Genomic DNA, 26,376 nt, shown 5'->3' on the forward strand with positions numbered 1-26,376 from the left:
AAGGGTTGAGTACGCTTTCGCGAAAGCAAAAAAAAGAACACGCACCACTATGAAAATATTAGTCACCGGCGGATTAGGATTTATAGGTTCTCATACCGTTGTAGAGCTACAAGCTAAAGGCTACGATGTTATTATTATAGACGACTGTTCTAATGCTTCTCAAGAGGTGCTTGCCGGTATAACTGCTATCACGGGTATAGAGCCTGCTTTAGAAATTTTTGACCTGCGTGACAAAAAGCTTGTTGAAGATTTTTTCAATAAACACACAGATATAGGTGGAGTAATTCATTTTGCCGCTTCAAAAGCGGTGGGTGAGAGTGTAAAAAATCCTCTTCTGTATTATGAAAATAATATAGGGACACTTACATACATACTACAACAGCTTAAAAAATTTGAGCTTCCTACATTTATTTTTAGTTCTTCGTGTACCGTTTATGGGCAGGCAGACGAGTTACCTATAACCGAAAGCGCACCCGTTAAACCAGCAGCCTCTCCATATGGAAATACAAAGCAGATAGGTGAAGAGATTATAAGAGATACCTGCTCAATAATGCCAGAACTAAAGGCGATAGCATTAAGATACTTTAATCCCATAGGAGCGCATCCTTCTGCACATATAGGTGAATTACCGCTGGGCGTACCAGCAAATCTTGTTCCCTATATCACTCAGACGGCTATAGGACTTAGAGAAGAGCTATCTGTTTATGGCAACGACTACCCTACTCCAGACGGCACAGCCATACGCGATTATATACACGTGGTAGATCTAGCAAAAGCGCACGTCGTAGCTCTGGAGCGTTTACTTAGTAACAAGAATAAATCTAACTACGAGGTCTTTAATATAGGTACTGGTACCGGTAGCTCTGTGATGGATGTTATCACTTCTTTTGAAAACGTTTCTGGTAAAAAATTAAATTACAAAATTGTAGCTAGAAGACCGGGTGATGTAGTTGCTGCATATGCAGATACCACACTGGCAAATCAAGAGCTAGGCTGGACTGCAAAAAGTAGTCTAGATGATATGCTAGCAAGCGCTTGGAAATGGGAGCAAAAAGTGCGAAGTATTGAGTAACTTTATTCTCTCAATAAAAGTCACTTTACTCAAAAACTAGCTTATCAATAAAACCTCAAATCTCGTAAGGTATTACCTCTATCTCTGGGCGTTATACATCGTATTTTTCATTGCATTTGGCATTATAAAGACGCAATTTCCAGATCTATTTGAAGAGCAATATGAGCAAAGTTTCCTAAAGGAACTCTTGCAAGACAACCCGCTTAAGTTATTTGTACTCGCAGTAATATTTGCTCCCATTATTGAGGAGATGATGTTCCGCACGCTTATAAAACCTTCTCACGCAGATGTGATATTGCTTTTATGCTCCTGGCCACTTTTTTACTCAAATAAATTTATACCTACAGATGTGCATTGGGCTGTAAAACTTGGGTTTATAGCCGTATTCTTATTTACCGTGTTTACGATTCTCAAACAGCTTATACCCGAGCAAAGCACCCTCAAAATACGCAACTTCTTATCACGACATTCTACGGTTGTTCTTGTTGTGAGTTCGCTACTTTTTGGTATGGTACATATTAATAATTATATAGATACTTTTGTCCTTAATGCAGCGCTCATTGCGCTTATTATACCTAGAATAATTTCAGGATTTATGATGGGATTACTCAAAATTAAAAATGAAAACATCGTTTGGCCTATGGCACTTCACGCAATGAATAACGGTTTTGTAATCATCATTTTAATTATTTCTCGCACCACAACAAGCTAGATCAGTATGCGCCTCACTCCTATCACATTAAACGATCTTGCTACCCTACGTGATCTTGCTATGCGCACATACTCGGCAGCTTTTGCTTCAAAAAATGCACCTGGTGTGATTGAGAGGTATTATGAAGACGCTTTCGCGAAAGCGAACCTCAACAAACAACTATCCAACCCAGATTCATACTGGTATTTTTATAAAGAAAAGGATGAAATTCTAGGCTATTTAAAACTCAATACAAGTAACGCCCAAACAGAATTTCAAGAAGAAAATGGATTAGAAGTAGAACGTATCTACATAGATATCCCACACTTAGGAAAGGGCTACGGAAGCGAGCTTATAGAATTTTCGATTTCTAAAGCAAAGGAGTTAGAAAAAAACTACATTTGGCTGGGCGTTTGGGAAGAAAACCCAGAGGCCATAAAATTTTATAAAAGACACGGTTTTAAGATAGTAGGCACTCACGATTATGATATGATTGCAGAGATTCAAACCGATTATATAATGCGACTTGATCTATGAACAAGCAAATAGAGGCTATTTCTGTTTTTGATATGCTTAAAATAGGTGTGGGACCTTCTAGTTCTCATACGCTAGGACCGTGGAGAGCGGCCATTAGATTTATTGAAAAACTTAAGACCAAAGGTAACTTTGAGCTCATAGAGAGTTTAAAAGTAGACCTCTACGGCTCATTATCTCTCACCGGTAAGGGGCACGCCACAGATGTTGCCGTTATTATGGGACTTACAGGTGCAGACCCTACAACCTGTAGTATAGAAGACATCCCGACTACGGTAGAACACATAAAACTTTTTAGAAGGTTGGAGCTGGATGGGTCACTCACCTTTAGTTTTGATCCAGAGGAGGATATTATTTTTAATAGAAAATTTCTCCCTTTTCACCCTAACGGAATACGCTTTACAGCAACACTTACTAACGGCAAGAAAGTAAGAGAGGTGTACTACTCCATAGGCGGTGGTTTTGTAATTCAAAAAGAAAGAAAGAGAGCACAGCGCAAGAAGATAGCCTTTGAATGTTTCCCTAGGCCTATAGAAAAAGCAACCGAATTACTTAAATTCTGTAAGCAAGAAGGCAAGTCCATTTCTGAAATTATTTTAGAAAATGAATTGTACCTCAATACTCAAGAGGAGATTGATGAGCGTTTTAGACAGATTTGGGATGTAATGCTTGACTCTATGTACACAGGCTGTCACACCGAGGGAACGCTCCCAGGTGGTCTCAATGTGAGAAGACGCGCTTTTGACACGCACTTACGCTTACAAAAAAACACAGCGTACACAGATAAGTACGAGTGGATAGAAGCTATACGTGGGCAAGAAGTACGCTTTCGCGAAATATTAAAATGGGTATCCTGCTTTGCACTAGCTGTAAATGAGGTAAATGCATCACTAGGACGTGTCGTGACGGCTCCTACTAACGGAAGCGCAGGAGTAATCCCATCTGTGCTTATGTACTACATCGTTATAGAAAATCACGATGCAAATTTTGAAGATATTAAAAGGTTCTTACTTGTAGCTGGAGAGGTAGGCAGCCTCTTTAAAAAAGGAGCAACCATCTCTGCCGCAATGGGTGGATGTCAAGCAGAAATAGGAGTCTCTAGTGCTATGGCAGCAGCGGGTCTTACAGAGCTTATGGGCGGTACTCCAGAGCAAGTTCTTATGGCTGCAGAGATTGCAATGGAACATCACTTAGGTCTTACCTGTGACCCTATAGGCGGTCTTGTACAGATACCTTGTATAGAGCGTAATGCAATGGGAGCTATAAAAGCAATTAATGCCTGTGAGATGGCACTAGATGCAGATGCTGCAAATGCCAAAGTCCCACTAGATAAAGTCATAGAGACGATGTGGCAAACAGCACAAGATATGAATACAAAATACAAAGAAACCTCAGAAGGTGGCCTTGCGATAAATGTTGCAATGTCAGATTGTTAAAAATATAAAGCCACTTATCACGCAACCTTCTGATAGAGAATGCATCTTGATATAGAATCCTCACTAAATCCTACCTTAAATGAGAATTACTACAACTGCCCTCGTTATCATTTTATGTTGTTTTCAAAACCTACAAGCACAGACCACCCGTGAAGAAAAGAAAGCAATACGCGTAGAAAAACGTATAAAGAAAATTGAGCGTAGGGATAGTATCTCAAGAGTACCTGTAAAATCATATGTGAGTCTTAGTTTAGTAAGTCCTATCACACCTTTTCCTAGAATAAATGTAGGGTACACTAGATCGCTTAACAGTCACTGGTCTGTGGGAGGTAGCGTGGGAATAGGTTTTCAAGGCTTACCATACACAAATGAAGACTCAAACAATTATAGCCTTTATGAAATACGTCCAGAAGTTCTTTACTTTATAGGCAAAGGAGAAAAATACACAAATTATATAGGGCTAGAATTGTTTTACATAAACAGTAAAGAAACACTCCTTTTTGACACGTTTAATCCTGTAAATGATGCAAACGGCACCGTAGAGCTCATAGCTTTTGACCGTGCAGACTATCAACGTGTAAAGAATGGGGTTTTAGTAAACTTTGGAGAGTACACTAGATTATCAAATAAACTTATGCTCCGTGTAAACTTTGGGCTAGGCATTCGTTTTAAAGATAACAGATATAGTAATATCGAAAATCCTAGTTTTAGAGGATTTGATTTTGAAGACAACTTTTTATTTAATGATACAAATCCGCGACGTGATGAGGGATTCTCTACCGGTGTTGAGTTTAATATGGATTTTAGATTAATTTACAAGCTAGATTAGAGAGCTTCTATCGCTACCCTCGCTTCTCGCCACAGCCCTCGCGATCACGAGTGTCTACTATATAAAATATCTTCCAGACACCGTTGCGCTTAAAAAGCTGGAAACTATTAGTCCCGCAATGACTTAGACTACCATTTATGTAAAATGAATATGGTGTCCAGACATTTGCCATCTTGCCATCCATTTTTATCTCATAGCTGTCTATACGCTCTTCAAACGTGGTAGTCGCAGGTATACTACAAATAGACTTTAAAAATCCGCTAAAATCTTGCTTGCTCAGTTGTACCTCACCTAGCTCTCCCTTTCCTATAGATTGCATCATCACATCTGGATGCACTACTTTTTTTATTAAAATTGAGTCTTGTGTATGAAAGCCTTCAAAAAAAGTTTGCACCACCTCCTTGACAACTTTCTCACTATAAACATCTTGATTTGCAGTCCTGTAGTAATCTTTATCTGCCTTTACAAAGGCAAATAATAAGAACACCGCAATCATAGGAATAAAAAGATATTTGAGTCGCATCTATAATGTTTAACACATAGGTATCTAATTTACTACTTTTGTAACAGAAAAAATAAACAAATGTCTACAGCCAAAAAAGAATACAAAAGAGTAACCGTAAAGTCTCTTACTGAGATGAAATCTCGAGGAGAGAAAATATCAATGCTCACAGCCTATGATTATACAATGGCTCAAATTGTAGATGGTGCAGGCATAGATGTGATTCTTGTAGGTGATAGCGCATCAAATGTGATGGCTGGTCACGAGACTACATTACCTATCACTCTAGACCAGATGATTTACCACGCCTCTTCTGTTGTAAGAGCGGCAAACCGCGCGCTAGTAGTTGTAGATCTACCTTTTGGTAGTTATCAAAGTGACCCTAAAGAAGCGCTAAGATCTGCCATACGTATTATGAAAGAATCTGGAGGTCACTCTATAAAACTTGAAGGCGGTAAAGAAGTAAAAGAAAGCATAAAGCGCATCCTTAACGCAGGTATCCCGGTAATGGGTCACCTAGGACTTACGCCACAAAGTATCTATAAATTTGGTACATATACAGTACGAGCTAAGGAAGAAGAAGAAGCTCAAAAACTTAAAGAAGATGCCCTTATGCTTCAAAAAGCAGGTTGTTTTGCCCTTGTGCTTGAAAAAGTACCTGCACAACTTGCAAAGGAGGTTGCAGACAGTTTAACCATCCCTGTAATAGGTATAGGCGCTGGTGGTGGTGTAGATGGTCAAGTACTAGTAACACACGATATGCTGGGTATGACTCACGAGTTCAACCCGCGATTTTTACGTCGTTATCTAGATATGCATACTGAGATGACATCTGCTTTTGAGAAGTACAGCGCAGACGTAAAATCACAGGACTTTCCTAATGAAGATGAGCAGTATTAATAGTACGCTTTCGCGAAAGCGGTAACCACCCACAATGCACTCCACGCCAGAAAACCTCAACGTTATATATGAAGATAACCACATTATCGTGGTTAATAAACGTAGTGGTGATATTGTGCAGGGAGATAAAACGGGAGACTTGCCACTGAGCGAAATTGTAAAAAAATACATTGCCGTAAAATATAATAAGCCAGGAGCGGTTTATCTAGGTGTGGTACACAGACTAGACAGACCTACTTCTGGCATTGTTATTTTTGCCCGTACCAGTAAGGCGTTACCACGTCTCAACAAGATGTTTTCTGAGCGACAGACTAAAAAAACATACTGGGCACTTGTAAAAAATCCGCCTCCGGCAGAGAGTGGCACGCTTACACACTTTTTAAAACGCAACCCAAAACAAAACAAAAGCTACGCTCACAAACACGAGGTACCAGACAGTAAAAAGGCTGTTCTAGATTACAGAGTGATTAAAAAGCTTAAGACATTTTATCTTCTTGAGATAGACCTACACACTGGGAGACATCACCAGATACGCGCCCAGCTTACGGCCATAGGTTGCCCTATAAAGGGAGATCTTAAATATGGTTTTGACCGCAGTAATCCTGATGGTAGTATAAGTTTGCTTTCGCGAAAGCTTACCCTCACCCACCCTGTAAAAAAGGAAGAAATGACCTTTGTAGCTCAAGTGCCCGAAGGAGATGCTGTGTGGAAGGCCTGTAATTAGGGATTTCTTACTTATTTCGAGACGCTCTTAAACTCTCTACCACTACACTAAATAAAATAAGAGAACCTCCTAAAACGGTACGCCATCCAGGTATTTCGTTAAGAAAAATAATACCAAGAATGATTCCGTAAATAGGTTGTACGCTTCCCATTAAACTAGCAGCCGTCACAGAAAACCTTTTAATACTAAAGAGAAACATCGTGTGTCCCAAAGCAGTAGTGATAAGGGCAAGCATTCCTATATAAGGGAGCTCTTTTACAAATCCTTCGGCATCAAAAATGAAATATGCCGGTATAAGCATTATTGCTATCACCAGCGTTTGATACCACATCACTACAGACCCGTTGTAGGAGCCTATTTTTGTTTTTACCAAGAGGTTACGTATTGCAAAACATAATGCCGACAGCAAACCTATTAATATCGCAAGGAAGTAGTCGTTTTCTGTATCAAAAGAAGGCGCAAGAAAGTAAATGCCTATCAAGACAAGTACCCCTAGTAGTAAGTGCATTTTTGAAAACTGTGTTTTTAAAAATACAGGCTCGAGTAAGCTTGTCATCACAGGATATGTAAATAATGACAGCATCCCTATCGCCACGTTAGACAATTGTAATGAGTAGAAATAGGTAATCCAGTGTAGCCCCATAAAAACTCCAGATAGCGCAATTGCGAGTATATCTTTTCGCGCAAGCGTAAAAGAAAAACCTTTCCACTTTACAAATAGTCCCAGTAGTAACATTGCAAGAAATGAGCGTATACCGATGGTTACGGCTGGAGGCAAATCGATGTATCTACCTAGTACTCCCGAGGTGCTTACAAAAAGCATTGCTAGGTTAATTTCTAATATATGGCGGGTGGTGTTATTTGACATTAAATGGTATTAGGGTATGTATGTTGTAAAAAAATAAAGTAGAAGATTACCTTATTAATTTTTGTGCTTTTTCTTTAATCACATCTGCAACGGGTCTGTTTTCTATCTTACTCTCTAGCCAAGACAACACATCTAGATATAAGAAGGCTCTGCGCTCATACGGATCGTCTTCGTATTGGTTGAGTGTACTGTGAAGTTTTTTAAACTCGGCTTTAAGTTCGTGAGGATAGATATCTCCCAGGTTGCGCACAAATTTAATCATCTCCTTTTGTACCTCGTGCATATCATCCATCTTAATAAGAAACTTATAGGTGCTTCTTAACAATGACTCAAGATGGTAATCTTTGCCAGCTTCATAATGAGCGATGAGATTAAGAATACGTGAGAAGCACATTAAATCTTCACGGCTCTTAAGGCTGTGGTTATTTATGATTTTCTGGCAGTACTCGATACATTTTATGTTATCACCCGCTCCAAAATATAGACTCGCCATCTTGTAATAAAAGATCATCACGTGATGCTCATCTATACGGTATTTGGGTGATTTTAATCCAGTGAGCACCTCCTTAACGAGATCTTCACCATCTTTAAACTCGCCTATCATAAAGCGATGATTAAAGCGGTTACTACTCGTATATAAAAACAAGAGTGTATCCAGGTTATCACCTTTAGGGAAATTAGGATTCTCCTTTACAGTGGTGAGCTTCTCTAGCGCTTCTCTAAATTTTGACTCGTGTTTGAGGTAAAATAATGACTCTAGCAAATAATGTATGCCTTTGAGATAAAAAACAGGATTCTGTTTTATCATTAATGGGTTCTCATCAAATAAGCGTACATAGCGATCTGCATATTTATAACAAGAAAGAAAATCTTGAATAAGAAAACTGTACCAGAGATGCGCTTTATATAGCCACATCTTCTCTCTAAAATTGAGCAAGTCGTAATCATAATTAGGCAAGTGCCCATCAAAGTAATCTGTGAGCTCTTGCTTTTCCTTATCACTTTTTACATAGCCCGTTTTGAGCATAATGCTATAAAGTTGCAGCGACAAGTTAGATAGCTTGCTCGCCATCACGTTTTGTTCACTCAGGCTTTTGGCCTGCACAGCAAGCTCATCTGCGCGCGTAGCTATACTTCTAGTGATATACTGGGTTTCTATAATTTTTTCTAGCTCTACGATCTCGTATGCAACATTTTTCTCCTCATTTTCTAGTGCCATACTTTTAGCTTTATCTAGAATTTTAAGGCTTTGCTTATACAACCCTTTTTGATATAAGATTGTTGCAAAATCTAGCTGCTCTCGTATTTGCACACGTATATTTTGATGTGCAGGAGTAAGCCGCAGGCTTATCAAAAGTTGTCTATAAAGATGCGCTTTGAGGTTAGATAGTTGTGTTTTGGTAACAATTCCAGACTTTAAAATAGCAGCCTCATTGTATGTTTTCTCTTTGTCTAAAAATTCAAAAAGTTGTAAAAATTTTGCCTCGCTATTTCCCACTAGTCGGCCTACGTACAGCTTGAACTGTCGCTTTTCACTCTTAGATAATGACTTTATTAAAATAAATAAAGAGTCATTATGATCATTAAGCGTTGTAATGATTTTTCTCATAACTAATTGAAATACAGTTATTTGATTAGACTAAAATTAACCTTGATATCGTAAGACCTCCCATTTGAAAGATTCACAAAGAATAAGCAAGGTATAAATTCGTGTAGAAATGAAAGCTATGCAAAACGACAAAGTTCAGATTTTTGATACGACTCTTCGTGATGGAGAGCAGGTACCTGGTTGTAAACTAGACAAAAAAGAAAAGCTCTCTATAGCAGAGCGTCTCGATGTTTTAGGCGTAGATGTTATTGAAGCTGGTTTTCCTATTTCCTCTCCTGGAGATTTTAGCTCTGTAGAGGAGATTTCAAAACTCGTAAAAAACGCAACCGTATGTGGTCTCACTCGGGCAGTAGAGAAGGATATTGAGGTTGCCGCACAAGCTTTAAAATATGCCGTTAGACCTAGAATCCACACGGGTATAGGTACTAGTGAGTCGCATATGAAGTATAAATTTAACGCCACTCCTGAGCAGATTATAGAACGCGCTGTAAAAGCAACCGCTTACGCGAAAAATTTTGTTGATGATGTAGAGTTCTATGCAGAAGATGCGGGTCGTACAGATAATGCATTTCTTGCAAAGGTGCTTGAGCAAGTAATCGCAGCCGGAGCAACCGTTCTTAATATTCCAGATACTACAGGATATTGTTTACCTGAAGAGTATGGAGCAAAAATTAAATACTTACGTGAAAATGTGAAGGGTATAGAAAACGTAACCCTCTCTTGCCACTGTCACAATGACCTTGGTCTAGCCACTGCAAACAGTATTGCAGGTGTGATAAACGGAGCAAGACAGATAGAATGTACCATAAACGGTATAGGTGAGCGTGCGGGTAATACCTCTCTAGAGGAAGTAGTAATGATCCTTAAACAACACCCCACACTTAATCTTCATACAGATATAAATACCCAACTCCTTTTTGACACAAGCCGTATGGTGAGCGATAAGATGGGAATGGTCGTACAACCTAACAAAGCCATTGTAGGTGCAAATGCCTTTGCTCACAGCTCAGGAATCCATCAGGATGGTATGATTAAAAATAGAGAGACCTACGAGATTATGAATCCTAAAGATGTGGGAGTAAACGAGACATCTATCGTGCTTACAGCAAGAAGCGGTAGAGCAGCACTCGCCTACAGATCAAAAAAAGTAGGATACGAACTAACAAAACTTCAACTAGATGCTGCTTATGAGCAGTTTCTTAATGTGGCAGATAGACAAAAGGAAGTAAAAGACAACGACATACATATGATTATGCAACACATACAGTGCAAAGCTGGAGCCGTAGCATAACTTATAAAAAATCATAATTACACACGTAATTTACGAGAGCATACATAGCAATGGGAAAAACACTATTTGATAAAGTCTGGGATGCACACGTGGTAGACACGGTAGATAACGGACCCCAAATCTTATATATAGACAAGCACTTGATACACGAAGTGACGAGTCCGCAGGCATTTAATGAGCTTGAGGAACGTGGCATTGCTGTAGCGCGTCCAGATCAAATAGTTGCCACGGCAGATCATAATACCCCAACTCAAGATCAGCATTTACCTATTAGAGATGAGATGTCTCGCAAGCAATTACAACAACTCACAGAAAACTGTGAGAAACACAACATCACGCTCTATGGTCTAGGTCACAAGTACAATGGTATTGTACACGTGATGGCACCAGAACTGGGCATCACACAACCAGGTATGACAATGGTTTGTGGTGATAGTCACACCTCGACGCACGGAGCTTTTGGCACTATTGCCTTTGGTATCGGGACGAGCCAGGTGGGACAAGTATTTGCGAGTCAGAGCTTGTTACTTAACAAGCCTAAAAGCTTACGCGTTTCTGTAAATGGAACTCTTGCACCGCACGTTTCTCCTAAGGATGTGATTTTGTACATCATTTCAAAAATTGGCACTAATGCCGGTACAGGTTACTTCTGTGAGTATGCGGGTAACGTTTTTGAGGAGATGAGTATGGAAGGCCGTATGACGGTTTGTAATATGAGTATCGAGATGGGTGCTCGTGGCGGAATGATTGCCCCAGATCAAACCACTTTTGATTATGTAGAAGGACGCAAATTTGCTCCGCAGGGTGACGCTTTCGCGAAAGCGGTATCCTACTGGAAAACGCTCCCTACAGATCAAGACGCCACTTTTGACAAAGAATATCACTTTGATGCCGAAGATATAGCTCCAATGCTCACTTACGGCACAAACCCAGGAATGGGAATAAAGATAAACGGCGCCATACCCGAAAAAGGCGATATGACCTTTGAGAAAGCGCTGGAGTATATGAACTTTAAGGGTGGAGCACAATTACTAGACACGCCTATTAATTATGTGTTTTTAGGAAGTTGTACAAACTCAAGAATAGAAGATTTTAGAATAGCCGCAGCATACGTGCGCGGAAAACATAAAGCTGCAAATGTGAACGCCTGGCTGGTACCTGGCTCACAACAAGTAGCAAAGCAACTCGAAGAAGAGGGGCTTAAAGAGGTGTTTGAAGAGGCTGGGTTTGCCTTACGGCAGCCTGGCTGTTCAGCCTGTCTAGCGATGAATGATGATAAGATTCCCGCTGGAGAGTACTGTGTTTCTACCTCAAATAGAAATTTTGAAGGTCGCCAGGGACAAGGCGCAAGGACAATTCTTGCATCCCCCCTTGTTGCTGCTGCAACCGCAATAGCTGGTAAAATAGTAGACGTCACAAAAGAAGCTGTAGCCTAATGGAAAAATTTACAAAACTCATAAGCACAGCGGTACCGCTACCTATAGAAAATATAGACACAGACCAGATTATCCCTGCGCGCTTCCTGAAGGCGACAGATAAAAAAGGATTTGGTGATAACGTCTTTAGAGACTGGCGCTTTAAAAAAGATGGAACGCTGGATGCAGATTTCCCTATTAATAAACCACAATATGCTGGAGCAAAAATTCTGGTAGCTGGAGACAACTTTGGTTGTGGCTCTAGCCGTGAGCACGCTGCTTGGGCAATTGTAGGATATGGTTTTAAGGTCGTGATCTCAAGTTTTTTTGCAGATATTTTTAAAGGTAATGCACTTAACAACGGCTTACTTCCTATTCAGGTGACGCCGGAGTATCTTAAGGGATTACTAGCAGGTATAGAAGCAAACCCTGAGTTGCCCATTACTATAGATTTAGAAAATCAGGTAGTTGAGATGGCTGAAGTTTATGCTGAGCAAGGTCGAAGTACGAAAGCGGAATTCGAAATAGATCCTTACAAGAAGGTTTGTATGATTAATGGATATGATGATATCGACTTTCTACTAAGTAAAAAGGCCGAAATAGAAGCCTTTGAAAAAGAACGAATGGTGTTTTAATAAAACACAATATATAAATGGTTACCAGATCCTCGCCTACTAAGGCGGGGATTTAGTACATAATTCAAACACACACTATGGATTTTAACATTGCAATCATACCTGGAGACGGGATAGGACCAGAAGTTACTGCTCAAGCAAAAAAAGCCCTAGAGGCAGTAGCAGATGAATACGGACATCACTTTACATATACAGAAGCAATGATGGGTGCTTGCGCCATAGACGCGACGGGCAACCCGCTTCCTGAGGAAACACTAGATATTTGTGAGGCATCTGACGCTATATTATTTGGAGCCATTGGTGATCCCAAATATGACAATGACCCTACGGCAAAAGTTCGCCCAGAGCAGGGCCTTTTGAGACTTCGCAAGTCACTAGGACTGTTTTGTAATGTGCGCCCTGTGAAGGCTTACGAGCAACTTATAGATAATTCACCTCTTAAAAGAGAGATCATTTCTGGCGCAGATATGTCTATCTATCGCGAACTCACAGGTGGTATCTATTTTGGTGAGAAACACCTTAGTGATGATGGTCAAGTAGCCTCAGACGGTTGCTCATATTCTGTAAAAGAAATTACAAGAATGGCAGATCTAGCCTTTAAAGAGGCTCAAAACAGACGAAAAAAATTGACGCTGATAGATAAAGCAAACGTGCTAGAAACATCAAGGCTGTGGAGAAAAACCGTAACTGAGATTGCCAAAGGATATCCAGATGTAGCGGTAGATTTTCTCTTTGTAGACAATGCAGCGATGCAAATGATTTTAAACCCAAAGCAGTTTGACGTGATTTTGACAGAAAACTTGTTTGGTGATATTATTTCTGATGAGGCAAGTGTGATAGGAGGTTCTATAGGCCTTCTAGCTTCTGCCTCTGTAGGTACAGAAAATGCACTTTTTGAGCCTATACACGGCTCTTACCCGCAAGCTACTGGGAAGGGAATTGCAAATCCGCTGGCTTCTATCTTATCTGCAGCGATGTTATTGAGACATCTAGGGCTTCAAGACGAGGCTGCTAGTATAGAAACCGCTGTAGAAAAATCATTAGAACTAGGTTTTACAACAGAAGATCTCAAACCAGAAAACCCGTTAAGCACTTCAAAAGTTGGCGACTTTATTGCAGACTATATCTTAAACCCAGAAGACACAAACCGTAATTTTAAAAACATTCACGCAGGACAAAGCACGATTATTTAATAAGATTTTAATTGTAAGAGTTACGCTTTCGCGAAAGCGTAATTCCACTCTTATTTCATCTCTATGATGTTTTAGCATTTATTTAATACACTGCTATGTAAGTTAGAAGAATAGAAATAGACCAAACTTGCTTTACTAACCAACATATTTTAAAGATGAAGAAAATGATTCTCGCATTAGGTATTGCAATACTTGCCTGTGTGTCTTGCCAAGAAACAAAAACTAAAACCACGACAACATCTAACGAGGTAGCTATAAACCCAGAACTTGCTGTAAAGCCAGACTCGTGGATTGAGAAACGTGTAGGTGAAGCACAAGCTAGACTTAATAAAACAGATGCTGGGAAAATAGTGTGGCAAGCGATGGAAGCACACGGCGGACTGGATACTTATTTTAAAAATGGACCGCTTTCTTTTCATTTTGACTATAAACCCGAAGATGGGAGCACACGTCGTAACACTTATCAAACCATTGACACTTGGAGCAATAAGGCACGTCATCAACACGTAGAGGATCGCTCTCAAGAGTTTGGGTGGACAGGTGAGAAAGCTTGGAAAAAAGTTAAGGACTCTACCGCTTTTCCTTTTGATATGCGCTTCTGGGCGCTTACCCCTTACTACTTTCTAGCACAACCGTTTATCCTAGATGGTGAAGGTGTTAATCTTGAAAAACTTGCAGATAAAACTCATAACAACACCACTTATGACGCTATTAAAGTAACTTTTGCAGCAGGAACGGGAGATGCTCCAGATGATTACTATGTGCTTTATTTTGGGAAAGATAATCACAAACTAGCGGTAATACGCTACATTGTCTCTTACCCTAAATACTTTGCAGATGGTGGTCACCTACCAGAAAAGTTAATGACTGTAGAGGGAACAACTACGGTAGACGGTATAGAGTTTGCAACAGGCTATAAAACCCACTGGCTCACCGAAGATGAAAAAGCTGGCGAGCATATCACAACTATTGATGTATCTGATATTACATTTAAAAAAGATATAGAAAATAGCTATTTTGATATTCCAGAAAATGCAGCTTTGATAGAATAGAGATATAGTTCTACTCATTAAAAACTTTAAATCCCATCAATGTATTGATGGGATTTTTTTATTCTCTCATTGCAAAACAAACACTCGCTTCTCTCAACACTCAAGTTTTGAATTACCCTGACACCAGTTATAGTTTTACACCTTATGAGAGTCTAATTTTATAAGACGCTAAAATCACTTTGAGTTATATAACAAATAGAGGTTCTAGTCATAGCTTATACGCTCTCGTATCCCACCGCCGGCACGGTGTATAATCACATCTGCCTTGCGTTTACGCGCAATACTCTTTGCTTTGCGTATGGCAGTGCTCTGCTTTTGATGCTTTGAAGTGATACGTTTGTTACCCTCGCGCCTTACAGCCCAGTCCCCTTCATAGGGGACCACGTGCTGATGCCAAGTACGTTTTCTACTTGCCTTGCGAGAGTTTTCATATACGTTTTCTACTATTTCTAGTAATGAACGCAAAAAGGTTTTAATGCTACTCATAGTGCGAAGATACTATTTTACACAAGCTCATTATGTGTCTAAAGTCTTCTATACTCATTAAGATACCGCCTTGTCAAATTTGGCTTGTATCTTATCTAGACCTAGGTTATGTATGCTTCCTAAGTGTGAGTGCTCCTTTGTATTTCCTGCTTTAAAAGAACCATTTTCTACCTGCTCCCCTATTTTCTTATATGCTTCTCTAAAAGGTACACCAGCGGTTACAAGATCATTAATAGCATCTACTGTAAAGAGGTGTTGATACTTCTCATCATCTAGATTAACATCCTGCACTTGCACCTGAGCAATAGAGAACTCAAAAATATCTAGCACTACTTTAAGATCCTCAACAGACTTGATAGCATTTTCTTTAAGTAACTGGTAGTCTCTATGGTAACCACTTGGTAAATTATTTGTGATCATAATCATTTCTTGTGGGATGGCTTGTAACTGATTGCACTTACCACGAAGCAATTCAAATACATCTGGGTTCTTTTTGTGCGGCATAATACTACTGCCCGTAGTAAGTGCATCTGGAAACTTAATGAACCCAAAATTTTGAGAGCAATACAAACATATATCCATTGCAAAACGACTCAAGGTATTGGCAATATTTGCTACAGCTTGTGTTACCGTACGCTCAGACTTCCCTCTTGAGAGTTGGGCTGCAATTACATTATATTTCAAATCGGCAAATTGAAGTTGCTTGGTAGTCATCTCTCTATCGATAGGAAAACTAGATCCATAACCAGCTGCACTCCCCAGCGGATTTTGATCTACGACCTTCTGCGCTGCTTTGAGTAAGTAAAGATCATCTATAAGTAACTCCGCATAGGCAGAGAACCAAAGCCCAAATGATGATGGCATCGCCACTTGAAGGTGTGTATATCCAGGTAGCAAGGTGTTTTTATGAGTCTCTGCAAGTTTGAGAAGTGTGTCAAACAACTTCTCTACGCCTTCAGTTATTTGAGACAATTCTGCTTTAAAATAAAGGTTTAACGCCACAAGAACTTGGTCATTACGAGATCTCGCTGTGTGTATTTTTTTCCCCGTATCTCCTAATGCTTTTACAAGATCACTTTCTATTTTAGAGTGTACATCTTCAAAATCTGCTTCTATAACAAATGTTCCTTCCTGCTCTTGCTTGAGCATAAGGTCTAACTGCTTATTTAACTGCTCGCTCTCCTCTTGTGTAAGTAAGCCTACAGATGCAAGCATCGTCGCGTGTGCCTTGCTAGCTAGCAAATCATACTTAGCAATATGGATATCAATCTCACGATCATTACCCACTGTAAATGCTTCTATTTTTTGATCTGTTGGTATTCCTTTTTCCCAAAGTTTCATAGGTATCTTATTAGAAGGTTATGCTGTTCACACTATTGCAACAACCCATATTATTTATGCGGTTAAAAATTTTTCTAAGAGCTCGATGTATAATGCTATCCCCTGCTCTATCTCGTGTACATAGACAAACTCATCTGCCATATGAGAGCGAGTGCTGTCGCCTATACCTAGTTTTAAAGATGGACAACTCAAGCAGGCTTGATCAGATAAGGTAGGCGAACCGTAAGTTTCCCTGCCTAGCGCTATTCCTGCTTGTACTAATTTGTGCTCCTTTGGGATACGCGAACTATTTAATCGCAATGACCTTGGCTGTATTGTGTCACACGGAACATTTGCCACCATATAATCGGCGATTTCTTGATTGCTGTAATGTTCATTTACTCTCACATCTATGACGAGTTCTACCTGACTAGGCACTACATTATGTTGACTACCCGCATTAATTTGAGTAACTGTAACCTTAGTAGCTCCCAGCGTATCAGACACTTTATCAAAAGTTATATTTTCAAACCACTGCAAGGTTTCTATCACATTATAAATAGCCATATTCTCCTTTATATGAGCTGCGTGACCTGTCGTTCCTTTTACTACGGCGTCAAAAACCACCAACCCTTTTTCGGCAATGGCGAGGTTCATAAGTGTAGGCTCGCCTACAATGGCAACATCTATCTCAGGCAGATGCTCAAGCATACTATTAAGACCATTAGGACCACTTGACTCCTCTTCGGCAGAAGCTACAATTACAATATTATGAAACAAATCCTCACGCTCATAAAAATGTACAAACGTAGTAAGCAATCCCACAAGACTTGCACCTGCATCATTACTCCCTAGACCGTACAATTTTCCGTCCTTGATTTCGGCATTATAAGGATCTCTTGTGTATCCTTTATTTGGCTTAACAGTATCGTGGTGCGAGTTGAGAAGCAATAACGGTTTTGATGCGTCATAATGTTTATTAAATGCATAGATGTTGTTACGCTTTCGCGAAAGCGTAATCCCCTTCTCCTCTAACCAGTTTATGATAAGTAAAGCTGTGCCGTCTTCTTCGCTAGAAAAACTTTGTGTCTCAATGAGTGATTGCAGTAGTGCTACGGCGCTATCTATTTGAGTTTTTAAAGACATAGTGTCGTGTGTTTTATAGTGTTATCGCTCAATATATCAACCTCGCCCAGATGCACTCTCATAACGCCTTGATCTAGCGCCTCAAAAGCAGTATCTAGTTTAGGAATCATACCTTCAAATATTTGGCCGGCTGTTTTCATCTCTTTATAAAGCCCTTTATCTATGCGCGTTACTATCGATTCATCATTATTTACATCTTCAAGGACACCTGGTTTTGTAAAACAATAAAACAACTGAACGTTGTAGAGAGAGCTCATTGCTACCGCGATTTTGGCAGCGAGTGTATCTGCATTGGTGTTGAGTAATTGCCCATTACCATCGTGCGTAATTGCAGAAAACACAGGTACTTTACCGTCCGAAAGGAGGTCATTTATAAAACTCACATTTATTCTATCTATATCTCCCACAAAACCATAATCTACCGTAATCACTTCGCGTTTATGCGCTCTCACGACATCACCATCTGCTCCAGAAAGTCCTATGGTGTTTTTACCTTTTGCCTGCAGGCCAGCGACAAGTTTCTTGTTGAGAAGTCCGGCATACACCATTGTCACAACCTCTAGCGTAGCCTCATCTGTCACCCTTCTCCCGTCTACTTTTACTGGGATATAACCCAGCTGCTCTTGTAAAATGGAAGCTTTATTTCCTCCACCGTGTATGATAATAGCTGGACCAGAAATTGCCTTAAAATGTGTGTAAAATGAAGTCAGTAGCTCATCATAATCTACAATGTCTCCACCTATTTTCACTACGGTAAGTTGCTGTTTATTCATCATTGTCGAGTATGTTTTTAAGCACCCATTGTGCAGCCCACGTTCTATTACCAGCTTGCTGGATTACAGCGCTTGACTCGGTGTCTAGCACATCATCTGCAATGACAACGTTACGACGCACAGGTAGGCAATGCATTACTTTGGCTTGATTGGTTCCCTTAAGTTTTTCGGCATTAATCATCCAGTTACTGTCTTGCGATTGCACCTTACCATAATCTTCATAGCTGCTCCAGTTTTTTACATAAATGATGTCGGCATTTGCAAAGGCTTCTTTCTGGTTATGAATCACAGGTACTTCACCACGTATCTCTGGGTTAAGATCATAACCCTCCGGGTTAGTAATTGTGAAATTTACATTTGCCTTTTGCATCGTCTGGACAAATGAGTTTGCAACTGCGTGCGGCAAGGCTTTAGGATGTGGTGCCCAGGTCAATACAACATTAGGCTTTTTATTTGCTGCACGTAGACTTTCGGTGAGTTCATAAATTGTGATTGCATCTGTAAAACCTTGTAGTGGGTGCGCCGTACTGCTTTCTAGATTTACAACCGGCACACTCCCATATTGCATAAATGCAGAAAGTACGACCTCTAGCTCATCTTGACTTTTATCTACCAGCCCTGGAAAAGCTCTCACGGCAAGTACATCACAATATTGCGATAACACCTGCGCAGCCTCTTTGATATGCTCTGCTTTTGTGCCATCCATCACACTACCATCTTCAAACTCTAGTTGCCAGCTATCACTATTTACATTGAGTGTCATTGTTTCCATCCCAAGGTTTTTGGCAGCCTTTTCTGTACTTAATCTTGTACGTAGGCTTGAGTTAAAAAATAGAAGACCTAAGGTTTTTTGTTTTCCCGCTTTCGCGAAAGCGTACGGATACTCCTTCATATACAGCGCTTCTTTAATCGCCATTTCTAGATTAGGGATATCATTTATGGATATGTAGTTCTTCATAACTCTTTGTTTAATGCTTCAAATAGTAAATCTATCTGTGGTTTTTGAATTGTAAGTGGTGGAAGTATTCTGAGCACGTGTTTGTTTTTTGCTCCTCCCGTAAAAATATGATGCTCGTAAATTAGTTTTTTGCGCAATGCTCCTACATCGTAGCCTAAGTCTAACCCTAGCATTAATCCGCGACCTTTTACAGTCACCCGATTGCCAAAAGCAAGTGCTTTCTCCCTAAAGTAGGTTTCTATTTCCTTTGCGTGTGCCATCAAATGCTCCTTCTCAATCACCTCGAGAACTGCAAGTGTAGCAGCGCAAGCAAGATGATTACCGCCAAAGGTCGTTCCCAGCATCCCATATCGCGCCTCAATAGAGTGATGTACCAGCACACCGCCCACAGGAAACCCGTTACCCATTCCTTTTGCAATGGTGATAATATCTGGCGTGATATTATATTTCTGAAAAGCAAAAAACTCTCCAGATCTACCAAAACCAGATTGCACCTCGTCCGCAATAAGTTTTACATCATACTTTTTACAAAGCGTAGCAACATCTTGATAAAACACTTCTGTAGATTGATCTAAACCTCCTACACCTTGTATAAATTCTAAAATCACAGCGCAGCAATCGCCTTGTTGTAAAGTTTCCTCTAGTTGCTCCGTATTACCTAGATCAAGTATGGATACTTTGTGTTGTGCATTTATAGGTGCAACAATACTAGGATTATCGGTAGCTGCTACTGCGGCAGAAGTTCTCCCGTGAAAGCTATTTTTAAAGGCTACCACGCGACTTTTACCTGTGTCAAATGACGCTAGTTTTAATCCGTTCTCATTTGCCTCTGCTCCTGAGTTACAGAAAAACAAATCATAATCTTCACAACCAGAAAGCGCTCCCAACTTCTGAGCAACCTCCACCTGCAGCGGATTATGAACTGCATTAGAATAAAAGCCTATGGCATCCATCTGCGTTTTTAATTTCTCTATATAATGAGGATGTCCGTGACCTATAGAGATCACCGCGTGACCACCATATAAATCAAGATACTCTTGTCCACTTTGATCATACACATAGCATCCCTCTGCCTTAACAGGAGCAACATCATAAAGTGGATATACATCAAATAATTTCATACTCTTTATTTTTAAGCACTATGAGATGCTATTAATTTTTTGATAACTAGCCACGATTCCCTTTATGAGAGAAGAGCTTAAACCTGAATGTTCCATCTCATTGAGACCTTCTATGGTGCAGCCTTTTGGCGTAGTTACTTTATCAATTTCTGCTTCTGGATGGTTTCCAGATTTAATAACGAGAGTGGCAGCTCCTAGACAAGTTTGCATAGCAAGTTCTTGTGCTTCTTTTGCGTCAAAACCTAGTTGTATGGCACCCTGCGTAGTTGCTCTTATCAATCGCATCCAGAAAGCAATACCACTCGCGCAAATTACCGTAGCAGCTTGCATTTGTCCTTCTGGAATAATAAGACTTGTGCCTAGTTTATTAAAAATGGCTTCGGCTATAGCAATACGCTTTTCGCCTACTGTATTACTACATAAACAGGTCATACTTTGCCCTACAGCGATAGCGGTGTTAGGCATCGCTCGTATAATAAATTGATCGTCTCCTACAATTTCAGCGATTTGTGGCACTTTAAAACCAGTTATCGTAGAGATAATAATGTGTTTCTCTGTAAGTAATTCTTTAATCTCTTCAAGTATACCTGCAAAATGACCTGGCTGTACTGCAAAAATGAGAATGTCACTTTTTACAACAGCCTCACGATTATCACTCGTAGTTGTTACTTCCTTGTACGCATCCCATTTTTCGATACTAGAAATATCTCTTTTAGTAAGATATAAGCTCGTTACCGCATTATTTGTGATGAGTCCTTTTGCGATGGCAAGACCTAAATTCCCCGTTCCTATGATTGCTATTTTCATATGTCTATATCTTAACTATTAGAAATAACTTGCCTTGAGTTGGAGCCCCATATCTTGTTTCCAACCAAACATTAGATTCATATTTTCTACAGCTTGACCACTCGCTCCTTTCAATAGATTATCAATCACACTCGTAACCAATAATTTATTGCCGTGTTTCTCTAAATGTATAAAGCAGTAGTTTGTATTTACCACTTGTTTGAGATGTAAAGGTGCTTTTACCGCTTTCGCGAAAGCGGAGTCCTTATAAAAATCCTCATAAAGCAAGTATGCGTCTTCAATTGTACCCTCAAAATATGTATAGGCAGTTGCAAAAATCCCTCTAGAAAAATTACCACGCTGCGGTATGAAATGAAGTTCGCTATTAAAACCATCTTGTAGCTGAACGACAGACTCTCCTATCTCCCCAAGATGCTGATGATTAAAAGCCTTGTAGTGTGAGAAGTTATTATCTCTCCACCCAAAGTGCGTGGTAGCACTAGGTTTTACTCCGGCTCCCGTAGCGCCTGTAACGGCATTAATATGCACATCTTGGCTGAGTAAAGAAGCGCTCGCCAGCGGCAATAACGCTAGTTGTATTGCAGTGGCAAAACAGCCAGGGTTTGCAATATTTTTCGCGTTTTTTATTTCCTCTTTATTGATTTCTGGCAAGCCATATACAAATGTTCTATCCTTATAAGTAACATCACTTTTAAGTCTAAACTCATTACTTAGATCAATAATCTTCGTACTTGAAGAAAAGCTATATTGCTCCAGAAATTTACCAGAATTACCGTGCCCTAGACATAAAAAAACTACATCTACCTTTGTGTTTACCTCACTTGTAAAAGCGAGATCTACATAAGCAAGATCTTGATGCACCACGCCTACTGCATTACCAGCATTACTAGTACTGTATATAAAATCTATCTCTACTTCTGGGTGATGAATAAGCAGTCTAATGAGCTCCCCAGCAGTATAACCTGCACCACCTATGATTCCTATTTTTTTCATTTGTTTTGGTTTGCTATAATTCTAGACTGATTACCTAATATTTTTATAAACCCTTTTGCTTCGGCGGCGGTCCATCCTTGGTTTTCTTCTCCATAACTCGCTACCTTAGATTGCATAAGGTCATAATCTGATGTGATGCCTACTACCTCAAATCTATATGGATGTAATACTACTTCTACTTCTCCAGTCACCGTATTCTGGCTGCTTTGTAAAAATGCTTCAAAGTCTCTCATTACAGGCTCTAGGTATAATCCCTCGTGTAAGTGAGTACCATACCACAAAGCAATATTTTCTTTGTGTTGTAATTGCCATTTTGAAAGCGTGTGTTTCTCAAGAGTACGATGTGCTTCGAGTATAATTATAGGAGCTGCAGCTTCAAAACCTACTCTTCCTTTTATACCAATAATGGTGTCTCCTACGTGCATCCCGCGACCTATGGCATACTTGCTTGCGATGTCTTCTAGTTGCTCTATAATCTCCACTGGTGAACCTTGCTTTCCATTAAGTGATATAGGTTCCCCTTGTGTGAATCCAATCTTTAAGGTTTGCGAATCGCTAGCCTCCAGCTGACTAGGATATGCATCTTCAGGAAGTGTTTGATGTGAGGTTAGGGTTTGAGCACCTCCTACACTTGTACCCCACAAACCTTGATTTATAGAATATTGTGCTTTCTCCCAAGACCACGAGATACCGTGACTCTGTAGGTAATCGATTTCCTGCTTTCGCGAAAGCGTTTGATCTCTTATCGGCGTTATTATTTCTAACTCTGGCACAATAGTCTGGAACGTCATATCAAAACGCACTTGATCGTTACCTGCACCCGTACTACCGTGAGCAATAGCATCTGCGTTTTGAGCTTTGGCAAATTTTGCAATCTCTATGGCTTGCACGATACGTTCTGCACTTACAGAAAGTGGATAACTATTGTTCTTAAGTACATTACCAAAAATTAGGTACTTTACCACCGTATCATAAAATGTAGCTACGGCATCTATATTAGTATATGATGTCGCTCCTAGTGCAAGCGCTTTCTCTTTGTTATTTGCGATTTCTTGACCTGTAAATCCACCTGTATTTACACTTACAGCATGTACTTCATACCCCATTTCTGCAGTGAAATATTTTACACAATAGCTTGTATCGAGTCCTCCTGAATATGCTAAGATTAATTTTTTCATTACTTATTTTTTTTAAGGAATAGCTTTTCCTTTATTTGTTTTAGCCTGTTAAAAACAGGCGCCTTTACAGTATTTTTTTCTGTGGATTTTGATTCTTTTGATGGATCATAGAGCATCCCCGTGCATAAGCACATCTTTTGCTCTGTACGTGTGAGCACGTCAAAGTTCTTGCAGGTCTGGCAACCTTTCCAGAAGCTTTCGTCTGTTGTGAGTTCAGAAAATGTGACGGGTTTATAACCTAGGTCACTATTAATCTTCATCACAGCAAGACCCGTAGTGATTCCGAAGATTTTTGCATCTGGATAACGCTTTCGCGAAAGCGTAAATATCTCTCCTTTAATTTTTTTGGCAAGTCCCTGTCCTCTGAAGTCTGGGTGAACAATAAGTCCAGAGTTGGCAATAAATTTTTCGTGTCCCCAGGCTTCTATATAACAGAAGCCCGCAAAAACGTCTCCCTCTAAAGCGATGACAGCGTTACCTGCTTCCATCTTTGAGATGACATATTCTGGAGTTCTACGAGCGATTCCTGTACCACGTACCTTAGATGACTCTGCGATGGTATCACAGATAATCTGAGCATATGGTGTGTGCGAAATCGTGGCTACAACAATTTGCATAGCGATGATTTAAGTTAAAATGTATATTGAAAATGTGACGGTTCCTTTTGTGGAAAACGGGATAGGACTCACCTACCATCCCTCATTAATGAGCTACCCTTACGGGCGGCGGCGGAAGCGTCGTACAGGAACAGGAAGTAATTGCATAGCAGGTCTTGCAGCAAGAAGTGCTGTAAGGCTATTTGAGATATGTGCAATTATTCTATTCATACTAATGGCTCAAAGGTAGCAACTTATTTGAGCTAGCAATGCACTTTTAGAATTAATTATATAAAAACTACCTTTTTTATATAATTAAATAAGATGTTTAGACTTTGCTACAGGAATCTTAATTAATGGGTTTTAGATTGTGAAATACTCAACGTAAGGGGTTTAAAACAAAAGAGGCTAGCGCATAATGCGCTAGCCTCTTTATAAAAATAATAACTAAATCTTACAGTTACTTTGCAATATTGACCGCTCTGGTCTCTCGTATTACGGTAACTTTTACTTGACCTGGGTAGGTCATATCTGTTTGAATTTTCTGAGAAATTTCAAAAGATAGTGATGAAGCTTTATCATCATTAACCTTCTCACTCTCTACAATAACACGAAGTTCACGTCCTGCTTGAATAGCATAAGCCTTCTTCACACCTTGGAATCCAAAAGCTATTTCCTCAAGATCTTTGAGACGTTGTATGTATGAATCTAATACTTGACGGCGTGCGCCTGGTCTCGCTCCACTTATAGCATCACAAACCTGTACAATAGGAGAAAGCAAACTTGTCATCTCAATCTCATCGTGGTGAGCACCTATGGCGTTACACACGTCTGGCTTCTCTCCATACTTCTCTGCCCATTGCATTCCTAAGATTGCGTGTGGTGTTTCTGTCTCTGTATCTGGCACTTTACCTATATCGTGTAAAAGTCCAGCTCTACGAGCAAGTTTTGCATTTACGCCTAACTCTGCTGCCATCACACTACAAAGTTTTGCAACCTCCCTACTGTGTTGTAGTAGGTTTTGACCATAAGAAGAACGGTACTTCATACGCCCTACTGCTTTAATAAGCTCTGGGTGTAAACCGTGTATTCCTAAGTCGATTACTGTACGTTTTCCTACTTCTACAATCTCTTGCTCAATTTGTCTCGTTGTTTTCTGTACAACTTCTTCAATTCTTGCTGGGTGTATACGACCATCTGTTACAAGTTTGTGTAGTGATAAACGAGCTACCTCACGACGCACACTATCAAAACAAGAAAGTATAATTGCCTCTGGAGTATCATCTACAATAATTTCAACACCTGTTGCTGCTTCAATAGCACGTATATTACGACCTTCTCTACCTATAATTCTTCCTTTTACATCGTCACTTTCAAGGTTAAAAACAGATACACAGTTTTCTACTGCTTCCTCCGTACCTATACGTTGTATGGTATTAATGATAATTTTTTTAGCCTCTTGCTCTGCAGTCATTTTTGCCTCTTCGATAGAAGTTTGCACGTGCTTCATAGCATCTGCCTTAGCTTGATCTTTCAGAGTAGTTACAAGTTGACTTTTTGCTTCTTCAGCAGAAAGTCCTGAGATTACCTCAAGTTGCTGCACCGTACTCTGGTGCATTTTTTCAGCTTCGGCCTTTTTCTTGTCAACGTATTCTAAACGCTTATCGTAATCTTTAATTCTATCTTCAAGAGATTGATTTAATTTTTTATTTCGCGAAAGCTCACCACTTACTTGAGATTCTTTATCACGAGTGCGCTTCTCTGCATCGTTCATTTTTTTATCTCTTCCTAGGATTACTTTTTCGTGCTCTGCTTTAAGCTCGATAAATTTTTCTTTGGCTTGAAGTATTTTGTCTTTTTTGATAGACTCGCCCTCAGACTTAGCTTCTTTTAAGATGCCCTGAGCACTTTTCTTTGCGCGTTTAATGATTTGTGATGCATTGTTACGTTCTAACATTTTTGCAATAAGAAATCCTAGTGCAAGAGCAATCACACCTACTATAAACAAGAGTGCGTTATGTTCCATAATTTTGACTTAATATTATAATGCCTTTACAGGCGCTACTGATGGTTGATTGTTAAGGCTTTTAAGCCTCACTATCTCGCGATGAGATATAAAAAAAGCCCACATTGATAGTGCATTTCGTATAAACTCCTAATAGTAAGGATTAGAGCTATAAAGCTGATCAAGGTTCCGTCTACCTAGAACAAGTCTAGTAACGGCGTGCTTTTACAACTTAGAGTCAC

General features: G+C 39.8%; 26 protein-coding genes and 1 other RNA gene (1 of these 27 only partly in view). 12 read left to right on the plus strand and 15 right to left on the minus strand.

What is annotated here, in order from left to right; all coding sequences use genetic code 11:
* Nucleotides 1-49: 49 nt before the first annotated feature.
* The 5 genes from galE to ACJJVM_RS04980 all read left to right on the plus strand — a co-directional run bounded on the left by galE (nt 50) and on the right by ACJJVM_RS04980 (nt 4,562).
* Complete coding sequence (gene galE, locus ACJJVM_RS04960) at nt 50-1,072, plus strand: UDP-glucose 4-epimerase GalE (protein ID WP_405210978.1); 1,023 nt, start codon at nt 50-52, stop codon at nt 1,070-1,072.
* A gap of 187 nt (nt 1,073-1,259) precedes the next feature.
* A complete protein-coding gene (locus tag ACJJVM_RS04965; RefSeq protein ID WP_405210979.1) occupies nt 1,260-1,784 on the plus strand; it encodes a type II CAAX prenyl endopeptidase Rce1 family protein in 525 nt (174 codons plus the stop codon).
* 6 nt (nt 1,785-1,790) lie between these two features.
* Nucleotides 1,791-2,300: a GNAT family N-acetyltransferase gene (locus ACJJVM_RS04970; protein ID WP_405210980.1), complete on the plus strand. Its 510-nt coding sequence runs from the start codon at nt 1,791-1,793 to the stop codon at nt 2,298-2,300.
* Nucleotides 2,297-3,733 (plus strand): L-serine ammonia-lyase, encoded by a 1,437-nt coding sequence (locus tag ACJJVM_RS04975; RefSeq protein WP_299150559.1) that lies wholly within the window; start codon nt 2,297-2,299, stop codon nt 3,731-3,733. Before ACJJVM_RS04970 ends, ACJJVM_RS04975 begins: the two co-directional genes overlap by 4 nt.
* Nucleotides 3,734-3,812: 79 nt before the next feature.
* Nucleotides 3,813-4,562, plus strand: coding sequence for a hypothetical protein (locus tag ACJJVM_RS04980; protein ID WP_405210981.1), 750 nt, complete (start codon nt 3,813-3,815; stop codon nt 4,560-4,562).
* Nucleotides 4,563-4,575: 13 nt separating this feature from the next.
* On the opposite strand, the gene ACJJVM_RS04985 is transcribed toward ACJJVM_RS04980, so the two are convergent.
* Nucleotides 4,576-5,085, minus strand: a complete 510-nt coding sequence (locus ACJJVM_RS04985; protein WP_405210982.1) for a nuclear transport factor 2 family protein — start codon at nt 5,083-5,085, stop codon at nt 4,576-4,578.
* A 60-nt stretch (nt 5,086-5,145) separates the two neighbouring features.
* On the opposite strand from ACJJVM_RS04985, the gene panB reads away from it, so the two are divergent.
* Nucleotides 5,146-5,964: a 3-methyl-2-oxobutanoate hydroxymethyltransferase gene (gene panB, locus ACJJVM_RS04990; RefSeq protein WP_035336358.1), complete on the plus strand. Its 819-nt coding sequence runs from the start codon at nt 5,146-5,148 to the stop codon at nt 5,962-5,964.
* Between the two features lie 34 nt (nt 5,965-5,998).
* A complete protein-coding gene (locus ACJJVM_RS04995; protein WP_405210983.1) occupies nt 5,999-6,688 on the plus strand; it encodes an RluA family pseudouridine synthase in 690 nt (229 codons plus the stop codon).
* A gap of 7 nt (nt 6,689-6,695) precedes the next feature.
* On the opposite strand, the gene ACJJVM_RS05000 is transcribed toward ACJJVM_RS04995, so the two are convergent.
* Both ACJJVM_RS05000 and ACJJVM_RS05005 read right to left on the minus strand, forming a co-directional pair.
* Entirely contained in the window at nt 6,696-7,556 is an 861-nt protein-coding gene (locus ACJJVM_RS05000; RefSeq protein ID WP_038599407.1) for a DMT family transporter, read from the minus strand.
* A gap of 46 nt (nt 7,557-7,602) precedes the next feature.
* Nucleotides 7,603-9,165, minus strand: coding sequence for a hypothetical protein (locus ACJJVM_RS05005; RefSeq protein WP_405210984.1), 1,563 nt, complete (start codon nt 9,163-9,165; stop codon nt 7,603-7,605).
* Between the two features lie 118 nt (nt 9,166-9,283).
* Between ACJJVM_RS05005 and ACJJVM_RS05010 the strand changes: the two genes are divergently transcribed.
* The 5 genes from ACJJVM_RS05010 to ACJJVM_RS05030 all read left to right on the plus strand — a co-directional run bounded on the left by ACJJVM_RS05010 (nt 9,284) and on the right by ACJJVM_RS05030 (nt 14,751).
* Nucleotides 9,284-10,456 carry a 2-isopropylmalate synthase gene (locus ACJJVM_RS05010; RefSeq protein ID WP_081804715.1) on the plus strand — a complete coding sequence of 391 codons (1,173 nt, stop codon included), beginning with the start codon at nt 9,284-9,286 and terminating at the stop codon, nt 10,454-10,456.
* 50 nt (nt 10,457-10,506) lie between these two features.
* Complete coding sequence (gene leuC, locus ACJJVM_RS05015) at nt 10,507-11,892, plus strand: 3-isopropylmalate dehydratase large subunit (protein ID WP_405210985.1); 1,386 nt, start codon at nt 10,507-10,509, stop codon at nt 11,890-11,892.
* A complete protein-coding gene (leuD, locus tag ACJJVM_RS05020; protein ID WP_405210986.1) occupies nt 11,892-12,506 on the plus strand; it encodes a 3-isopropylmalate dehydratase small subunit in 615 nt (204 codons plus the stop codon). The genes leuC and leuD overlap by 1 nt, the downstream gene beginning before the upstream one ends.
* Before the next feature lie 77 nt (nt 12,507-12,583).
* The gene (gene leuB, locus ACJJVM_RS05025) at nt 12,584-13,699 is read left to right on the plus strand and encodes a 3-isopropylmalate dehydrogenase (RefSeq protein ID WP_405210987.1); all 1,116 of its coding nucleotides are present in this window, start codon (nt 12,584-12,586) and stop codon (nt 13,697-13,699) included.
* Nucleotides 13,700-13,863: 164 nt separating this feature from the next.
* Nucleotides 13,864-14,751 (plus strand): hypothetical protein, encoded by an 888-nt coding sequence (locus ACJJVM_RS05030; protein ID WP_405210988.1) that lies wholly within the window; start codon nt 13,864-13,866, stop codon nt 14,749-14,751.
* 204 nt (nt 14,752-14,955) lie between these two features.
* Here the strand turns inward: ACJJVM_RS05030 and ACJJVM_RS05035 are convergent, their stop codons facing one another.
* The 12 genes from ACJJVM_RS05035 to ssrS all read right to left on the minus strand — a co-directional run.
* Nucleotides 14,956-15,237 carry a DUF2188 domain-containing protein gene (locus ACJJVM_RS05035; RefSeq protein ID WP_035327387.1) on the minus strand — a complete coding sequence of 94 codons (282 nt, stop codon included), beginning with the start codon at nt 15,235-15,237 and terminating at the stop codon, nt 14,956-14,958.
* 57 nt (nt 15,238-15,294) lie between these two features.
* On the minus strand, nt 15,295-16,578 hold the full coding sequence (argH, locus tag ACJJVM_RS05040; protein WP_405210989.1) for an argininosuccinate lyase: 1,284 nt from the start codon (nt 16,576-16,578) through the stop codon (nt 15,295-15,297).
* Nucleotides 16,579-16,632: 54 nt separating this feature from the next.
* A complete protein-coding gene (locus tag ACJJVM_RS05045; protein WP_405210990.1) occupies nt 16,633-17,703 on the minus strand; it encodes a M20 family metallo-hydrolase in 1,071 nt (356 codons plus the stop codon).
* Nucleotides 17,694-18,479: an acetylglutamate kinase gene (gene argB, locus ACJJVM_RS05050; protein WP_405210991.1), complete on the minus strand. Its 786-nt coding sequence runs from the start codon at nt 18,477-18,479 to the stop codon at nt 17,694-17,696. Before argB ends, ACJJVM_RS05045 begins: the two co-directional genes overlap by 10 nt.
* The gene (locus tag ACJJVM_RS05055; protein WP_405210992.1) at nt 18,469-19,434 is read right to left on the minus strand and encodes an N-acetylornithine carbamoyltransferase; all 966 of its coding nucleotides are present in this window, start codon (nt 19,432-19,434) and stop codon (nt 18,469-18,471) included. The genes argB and ACJJVM_RS05055 overlap by 11 nt, the downstream gene beginning before the upstream one ends.
* Entirely contained in the window at nt 19,431-20,555 is a 1,125-nt protein-coding gene (locus ACJJVM_RS05060) for an aspartate aminotransferase family protein (protein ID WP_405210993.1), read from the minus strand. The genes ACJJVM_RS05055 and ACJJVM_RS05060 overlap by 4 nt, the downstream gene beginning before the upstream one ends.
* Nucleotides 20,556-20,573: 18 nt before the next feature.
* Nucleotides 20,574-21,362 (minus strand): pyrroline-5-carboxylate reductase, encoded by a 789-nt coding sequence (proC, locus tag ACJJVM_RS05065; RefSeq protein WP_405210994.1) that lies wholly within the window; start codon nt 21,360-21,362, stop codon nt 20,574-20,576.
* A gap of 18 nt (nt 21,363-21,380) precedes the next feature.
* A complete protein-coding gene (gene argC, locus ACJJVM_RS05070) occupies nt 21,381-22,355 on the minus strand; it encodes an N-acetyl-gamma-glutamyl-phosphate reductase (protein WP_405210995.1) in 975 nt (324 codons plus the stop codon).
* Entirely contained in the window at nt 22,352-23,533 is a 1,182-nt protein-coding gene (gene argG / locus ACJJVM_RS05075) for an argininosuccinate synthase (protein WP_405210996.1), read from the minus strand. The genes argC and argG overlap by 4 nt, the downstream gene beginning before the upstream one ends.
* Nucleotides 23,533-24,150, minus strand: coding sequence for a GNAT family N-acetyltransferase (locus ACJJVM_RS05080; RefSeq protein WP_035336340.1), 618 nt, complete (start codon nt 24,148-24,150; stop codon nt 23,533-23,535). The genes argG and ACJJVM_RS05080 overlap by 1 nt, the downstream gene beginning before the upstream one ends.
* A gap of 439 nt (nt 24,151-24,589) precedes the next feature.
* On the minus strand, nt 24,590-26,155 hold the full coding sequence (rny, locus tag ACJJVM_RS05085; protein ID WP_035327372.1) for a ribonuclease Y: 1,566 nt from the start codon (nt 26,153-26,155) through the stop codon (nt 24,590-24,592).
* 123 nt (nt 26,156-26,278) lie between these two features.
* Nucleotides 26,279-26,376: non-coding RNA, 6S RNA (ssrS, locus tag ACJJVM_RS05090), on the minus strand (it continues 25 nt past the right edge of the window).

The sequence above is a fragment of the Dokdonia sp. Asnod2-E02 genome (assembly GCF_045063915.1).
Taxonomy (GTDB): Bacteria; Bacteroidota; Bacteroidia; order Flavobacteriales; family Flavobacteriaceae; genus Dokdonia.